This is a genomic window from Frankia sp. AiPs1, from assembly GCF_023716945.1.
Classification (GTDB): Bacteria; Actinomycetota; Actinomycetes; order Frankiales; family Frankiaceae; genus Frankia.
Genome location: NZ_JAMQQF010000364.1, coordinates 1 through 5,915, shown reverse-complemented (window position 1 = coordinate 5,915; position 5,915 = coordinate 1). Strand labels below are relative to the sequence as shown.

General features: G+C 73.1%; 4 protein-coding genes. 1 reads left to right on the top strand and 3 read right to left on the bottom strand.

What is annotated here, in order from left to right; genetic code table 11:
* Positions 1-101: 101 nt before the first annotated feature.
* Positions 102-629, bottom strand: coding sequence for a peptidylprolyl isomerase (locus ND748_RS22970; RefSeq protein WP_251748036.1), 528 nt, complete (start codon positions 627-629; stop codon positions 102-104).
* Between the two features lie 292 nt (positions 630-921).
* Here ND748_RS22970 and ND748_RS22965 point away from each other — a divergent pair, with 292 nt between their 5' ends.
* Positions 922-1,695 (top strand): hypothetical protein, encoded by a 774-nt coding sequence (locus ND748_RS22965; protein ID WP_251748035.1) that lies wholly within the window; start codon positions 922-924, stop codon positions 1,693-1,695.
* A 125-nt stretch (positions 1,696-1,820) separates the two neighbouring features.
* Here the strand turns inward: ND748_RS22965 and ND748_RS22960 are convergent, their stop codons facing one another.
* Together ND748_RS22960 and ND748_RS22955 are read right to left on the bottom strand one after the other, a co-directional pair.
* Complete coding sequence (locus ND748_RS22960; RefSeq protein ID WP_251748034.1) at positions 1,821-3,557, bottom strand: FAD-dependent oxidoreductase; 1,737 nt, start codon at positions 3,555-3,557, stop codon at positions 1,821-1,823.
* Positions 3,558-3,636: 79 nt separating this feature from the next.
* On the bottom strand, positions 3,637-5,220 hold the full coding sequence (locus tag ND748_RS22955; RefSeq protein ID WP_251748033.1) for a hypothetical protein: 1,584 nt from the start codon (positions 5,218-5,220) through the stop codon (positions 3,637-3,639).
* Positions 5,221-5,915: the final 695 nt, after the last annotated feature.

Genomic DNA, 5,915 nt, shown 5'->3' with positions numbered 1-5,915 from the left:
GCCCGGCCCGGCCGCCCCGGCCGGGCCGGAGCCCGCGTCGCCCGCGGGTCCGCCCGGCTCCGGCGGTGGCTGAGTCATCGAGGTGGGTCCGGTCGGACCGGTCAGGCCGGCCGACGGTCGATGACGATCTCCTGGATCACGATGTCGGACTTCGGGCGGTCCTGCGCGGCGGTCGGCGCCTTCGCGATCGCGTCGACGACGTCGGTGCCCCGGGTGACCTCGCCGAAGATCGTGTGCTTCCGGTTGAGCCAGTCGGTGGCCGCGACGGTGACGAAGAACTGCGAGCCGTTCGTGCCCGGCCCGGCGTTCGCCATCGCGAGCAGGTAGGGCTTGCTGAACGTCAGGTCGGGGTGGAACTCGTCGGCGAACTGGTAGCCCGGACCCCCGCGGCCGGAGCCCAGCGGGTCCCCGCCCTGGATCATGAAGTTCGGGATGACCCGGTGAAAGACCGTGCCGCTGTACAGCGGGGTTCCGGTCTTCTTGGCGCCGCTCGCCGGGTCCGTCCAGTCCTGCGTCCCGGTCGCCAGCCCGACGAAGTTGCGGACGGTCTTGGGAGCGTGATCGGGGAACAGACGGATCTCGATATCCCCCTGAGTCGTCCGCAGCGTCGCGTACAGCTCCTCGGCCATGAGCCTCTCTTCTCTTCAGATCTGGGTCGATGTCCGGTCAGACGGCGCCCGAGCCGGACCCGATCGTATGCGCCGGGCGCAGCCGGCGTTCCGCACCGCCCGCATCGGCATGCACCGCGTGACGGGCCTGTGCACACCCCGGTGCACAGCCCAGGCATGTCACGCAGGTCGGCGTGACACGCCTGCCGGGCGTCCGCGCGTTGGAGAGGGCGGACATCGGGGTACGGCACACTGCACAGATCTTGACCGCCCGCGACCCTCCGCCACGATCTCGGCTCCAGGGAAGGACGCCATGAGCACGACCTTTAAGGACCGTATTTCGCACGTCACCGACACCGCGCCGGTCAGCGGGCTCTCCGACGCGGCGAAGCACGCCGCCGACCGGGCCGGCACGGCCGCCCTGCGCGCGGCAACCATCGCCGGCGGGACCGCCGGCACCGCCGCATCGGCCACCCGGGACGCCGGGGTGACCGTGGCCCACCGGATCTCCGACGTCTCCGGCTCCGCGGCCCACGGGGGGACGGCCGTCCCGCGCGTCGCGGGTAAGGCGGCCGGTAAGGCCGCGGGGAAGGCCGTCGCCGTCTCCGGGCGAGCCGGCCGGAAGATCGAGAAGGCCCGGTCCCAGGCGGAGCTGTCCGCCGAGCGGGCCCGCGCAGCCGCCGAACTGCGCTCGGAACGGCAGCGTTCCCGCAAGGCCGTGGCCAACGAGGCGAAGGCCCGCGGCCAGGCCGACAAGGCCCAGGAAATCCTGGAGAAGCGGCTGGCCAAGGCCGAGGGCAAACTCGCCAAGGTGCACCGCCGCCGCCGGCGCAGCCTGCTGACGCTCGCCCTGGCCGGCGCCGGTGCGGCGGGCACCGTCGCGGTGCGCCGCTACCTGGCCCAGCAGAACAGCCCGACGGTCACCGCGGAGCCGGCGCCGATCGGCGGCACGACCGGCTCGGCCGCGGCCACCGACCGGGCCAGCGGCCGCGACGCCTTCGACGACCGCCTGTCGACCTCGACGAACAGCCTCGAGGAGATGCCGGGCGTGGACACGACGTTCGGTGAGCCCAGCCGGCCTCGCTGAGGCGTGCGGCGGCGGCATCCGGCCGGCGGGCGTCGAGCCCGCCACCGGCCGGATCCGCCGCCGACGTCGGATCAGCCGGCGGGCGTCCGGATCAGCAGGCGGGCGTCCGGATCAGCAGGCGACGGTCAACGACGCGGCGCGGCGACCGCGTCGCCGATGCGGTACGCGCCTGGGGCATCCGCCGGCACGGTCGGGCGGGCCGGCGACCGGGGATCGACCCGCCGATAGGGCTGCCCCAGCGTCGGACGGGGATCCGATTCCCCCTTGTTCGGCCAGAACGACAGGGCCCGTTCGGCCTGCGCGGTGATCGTCAACGACGGGTTCGCCCCGAGATTCGCCGAGATCGCCGCCCCGTCGACGACGTGCAGGCCCTCGTATCCGAACACCCGCTGGTAACCGTCGATCACCCCGCTGGACGGGTCCGCGCCGATGGGCGCGCCGCCGAGGATGTGCGCGGTCATCGGGACGTCGGCGATGTCGCCGACGGAGCCGCCGGGGTAGCCCCCGATCCGGGCCGCGATCCGGCGGACGGCGTCGTTTCCCGCCGGGATCCACGACGGATTCGGGTCGCCGTGGCCCTGCCGGCTGGTCAGCCAGCGTAGGCCGAACGGGCCGCGCCGCAGGGACACGGTCAACGAGTTGTCGCGCGCCTGCATCACCAGAACAATCATGGTCCGTTCGGACCAGCGCCAGGGCAGCCCCATGGCCAGCGCGTGGTGCGGGCGGACCAGCAGTTCCCGCAGGTACTTCAGCCAGCGCGGCAGCCGGCCCCCGCCATCGGTCATCGCCGCGCTGATCAGGGCCATCAGATTGCTGCCCCGGCCGTAGCGGACCGCCTCGACGTGGGTCTGCCCGTCCGGGTAGAACGACGACGTGATCGCCACTCCGCGGGCGACCCGGGGGTCCGGGCGGAACCGCGTCGCACCGAGGATCGACTCGGAGTTCGTCCGGGTGAGTTCGCCGAGCCGAGCCGACAGGGCCGGCAGGTCGCCGCGCTCGCGCGCCGTGAGCAGCAGACGCTGGGTCCCGAGGGTGCCGGCGGCGAACACGACCTGCCCCGCCGTCAACGTCCGCCGCCCGCGCCGGGGCACTCCCGGCGTCCGAACAACGTCGACCTCGTACCCACCGCCGGACCGCGGGCGGATGGCGGTGACCGTGGTGTCGGGCCGGACCTGCGCGCCGGCCCGCTCGGCGAGGAACAGGTAGTTGCGGTCCAGCGTGTTCTTCGCTCCGCGGCGGCAGCCGGTCATGCACTCGCCGCATTCGACGCAGCCCGTGCGGCCGGGCCCGACCCCGCCGAAGTAGGGGTCGGGTACCTTGACTCCCGGTTCCTGCCGGCCGTCGCGGCCGAAGAAGACCCCGACCCGCGTTGGCGCGAAGCTCGGCCCGACGCCCATCTCGTCCGCGACCGCGTGGAACACCTCGTCGGCGTAGGTCGTCGTCGGGTTCGCGGTCACCCCGAGCATCCGCTCGGCCTGCTCGAAGAAGGGGGCCAGCTCCGCGCGCCAGTCCGTGATGCCGCGCCACTGTGGGTCGGCGTAGAAGGCGTCCAGCGGCCGGTACAGGGTGTTCGCGTAGACGACCGATCCGCCGCCGACCGCCGTCCCGGACAGCGCGATGACCCGCCCCAGCCAGGTGATCTTCTGAATGCCGTGGCATCCCAGCCGCGGCAGCCACAGGTACCGGCGGATGTGCCAGTTGTTGCGCGGCAGCGTCTGCGGACTGAAGCGGCGACCCGCTTCGATGACGAGGACTCGGTAGCCCTTCTCCGTGAGGCGCAGGGCGCTGACGCTGCCTCCGAAGCCGCTGCCGACCACGATCACATCCGCGTCAAGATCATCGCCGGATCCGCGTTCCGCCATGTCTGTCACCTGCCGCCGTCGACGCCGGCTTCCCATGATGACCCACCGACGGGCCCGTGCAACAGTGCGCCGGATCCGGTCAGGCCGCGCCGCCCGCCGCCTGCTGGCGTTCCCGCAGCCGGGCCTCGCGCGCCGCTTGGGCGGCTCGCTCGATCGCTTCGAGGGGAGGCCGCGGAATCTCTACCGGCGGTGCCTCGGTCGTCGCGGCCGCGGAGCGTTTCGGCTCGGCCGCGGCCGGCCGGCCGGTGCCGCGACCCGTTGCGCCCGAGCGGTTGAACCGGCCCTTGGGAGAAGGGGCGGACGGCGACTTCAACTGGTCGGCCCGGCGCTCCCGGCAGGAGCGGCACTCGCAGTCGGTCGAGGCCCGCGGCAGCCGGTCAAGACGCCAGGACAGGTTGTCGATCTCGTCGCCGTCCCCGACCAGCACCCCGGTCTGGATGATGTGGACGAGGTGCAGGGCCAGCGTGACCGGATCCCAGTTGTCCTCGTCGAAGATGATCTGCAGCTTGCCGAAGATCTCCAGGAAGTCGGAGGTCGGGCGACGCATCGCGTTCGCCAGCACGTTGATCACCTGGGTCGCGGCGAGGGTCATCGGCGCGGGCGGCGGCGGGGGCAGCGGAACCGTGGGCGCCGGGGGCTCGTCCGCCGCGACCTCATCCACCGCGACCTCATCCACCGTGGCCTCGCCCGCCGTGGCCTCGCCCGTCACCGCCTCGTACATCGCCTTTGCATGCGGGGCCGCTGCGCGCGGGGCTTCCTGCTCCGATTCCTCCGTGGTCGTGGTCGTGGTGGCAGTGGGCGCTGCGGGGTGCGGCGGCGCACCCGCGTCGACGGTGGCCGGCTCGGCCGGCGCCGCGGGAACGTCCGCCGGCTGGTGCGAAGAGTCCTCGCGGCGCCAGCTCTCGGGAGCCTGATAAGCCTCGGGAGGCTGATGGGCCTCGGGACGCTGATAAGCCTCGGGACGCTGATAAGCCTCGGGACGCTGATAAGCCTCGGGAGGCTGGGCGGCCGCCGGCGCGCAGGGGCCACGATCGCGCGAGGGCACGAGGTCGACGACGAAGCCGCCGGCCCGGTCCTGTGCCTCGCTGCCCACGGTCGCCATCTCGCGTTCGCGGGTGTGGCGCCGCGCGGCGCCCTTCGGATGGGAGCCGGCGCGACTGCGGCGCCCGCGGCGGCGGCCCGACTCGCGCGAGGATTCCTGGGTGCCGGCGGCCCCGGCCGGCGTCTCACCGACCGGCTCGCCAGTCGCCTGGACGGGCGGCTCGACCAGCCGGACGAGACCGGCCCGGACCATCGAGTCGGGGATGCTCAGGGCAAACCGGGTCGTCCGGCCGGCGGCCGGGCGCGCCACGGTGGTCAGCCAACCCTGCCGGCGCAGCAGGGACACCTGCCGCTGCACGTGGGTCCGACTGTAGCCGGTCTCCTCCCGCAGGGTGATCAGCCCGGGGCCGCTCACCGCCGCACCGGCGGGGAGGAACTCCGGCGCCTCGGCGATGTGGCACGCCAGGGTGCACGCGACGAGTTTCGCCGCGGAGGGCATGGATGCGCGTAACACGGCGCGTTGCCATCCGCTGCGGTCCGCGATCAGGGTTCCCGGCTCCTGCACCGCCTGAACCGAAACCAGAGCACCGGGGATGGTGAGCTGGATCGTGTCCGGCGGCACAAGCCTCCTTCCCTCGGCTGGATCACTCGATGCTGGCGGACTGCCCGGACCCGATGTGGTCACGGCCGGCTGTCCGGGGATCAGCCCCACCGGAACGGGCTCGGCGGGGCGAGAGCGCGTCGACGTCTGTTCAGGCACCGTACTCCGCACCGGGTCAAGCGGCTCCCGTGGAGGGCCACCACGGTCACATGAAGAGGACATGACTCCATCACCGCCGTTGGGTAGTCGTGGTGTGACAGAAACATCAAACATCGCCCGACTGCTGCAAAGCAAAAAGATGGCGACGCGGCCACGAAAGGGCCACACTGGAGCAGCCGAACAGCGGTTCCGAGCAGCCGAGAAAAACAGCCAATCAAGCCGCCGAGGACAACCGGGCATCGATTTTGCCGGTTTGTTTTGGTCGAGCTCCCGGATTTCCGGTGAGGTAGCGGGGCTGGCCATGGACGAGTGGCCCTCGGCACCACGCCCACGCCCCGCGGCGCGCCTGTCTCTGGTTCGTCCGCGGCCCGCGCGGGCGCCCGATGGCGCCTCGCGCCGGCCGCCCGTGCCGATCCGCCCCCGACCCATCGCACGTCGGACGCGAGCCGACCGGCACCCGGCCCGGGCGCGGCGCCCGCCGGCGGGTGGTGCGGGTGTGGCGGGTGGTGCGGATGTGGCGGGGTCAGACGCCGGCGGCGGCCGGAGTCGCGTTGGTC

Excerpts from the sequence above, each read along its gene's own strand:
- ND748_RS22970 (WP_251748036.1), bottom strand. The coding sequence starts at position 629 with ATGGCCGAGGAGCTGTACGCGACGCTGCGGACGACTCAGGGGGATATC.
- ND748_RS22965 (WP_251748035.1), top strand. The coding sequence starts at position 922 with ATGAGCACGACCTTTAAGGACCGTATTTCGCACGTCACCGACACCGCG.
- ND748_RS22960 (WP_251748034.1), bottom strand. The coding sequence starts at position 3,557 with ATGGCGGAACGCGGATCCGGCGATGATCTTGACGCGGATGTGATCGTG.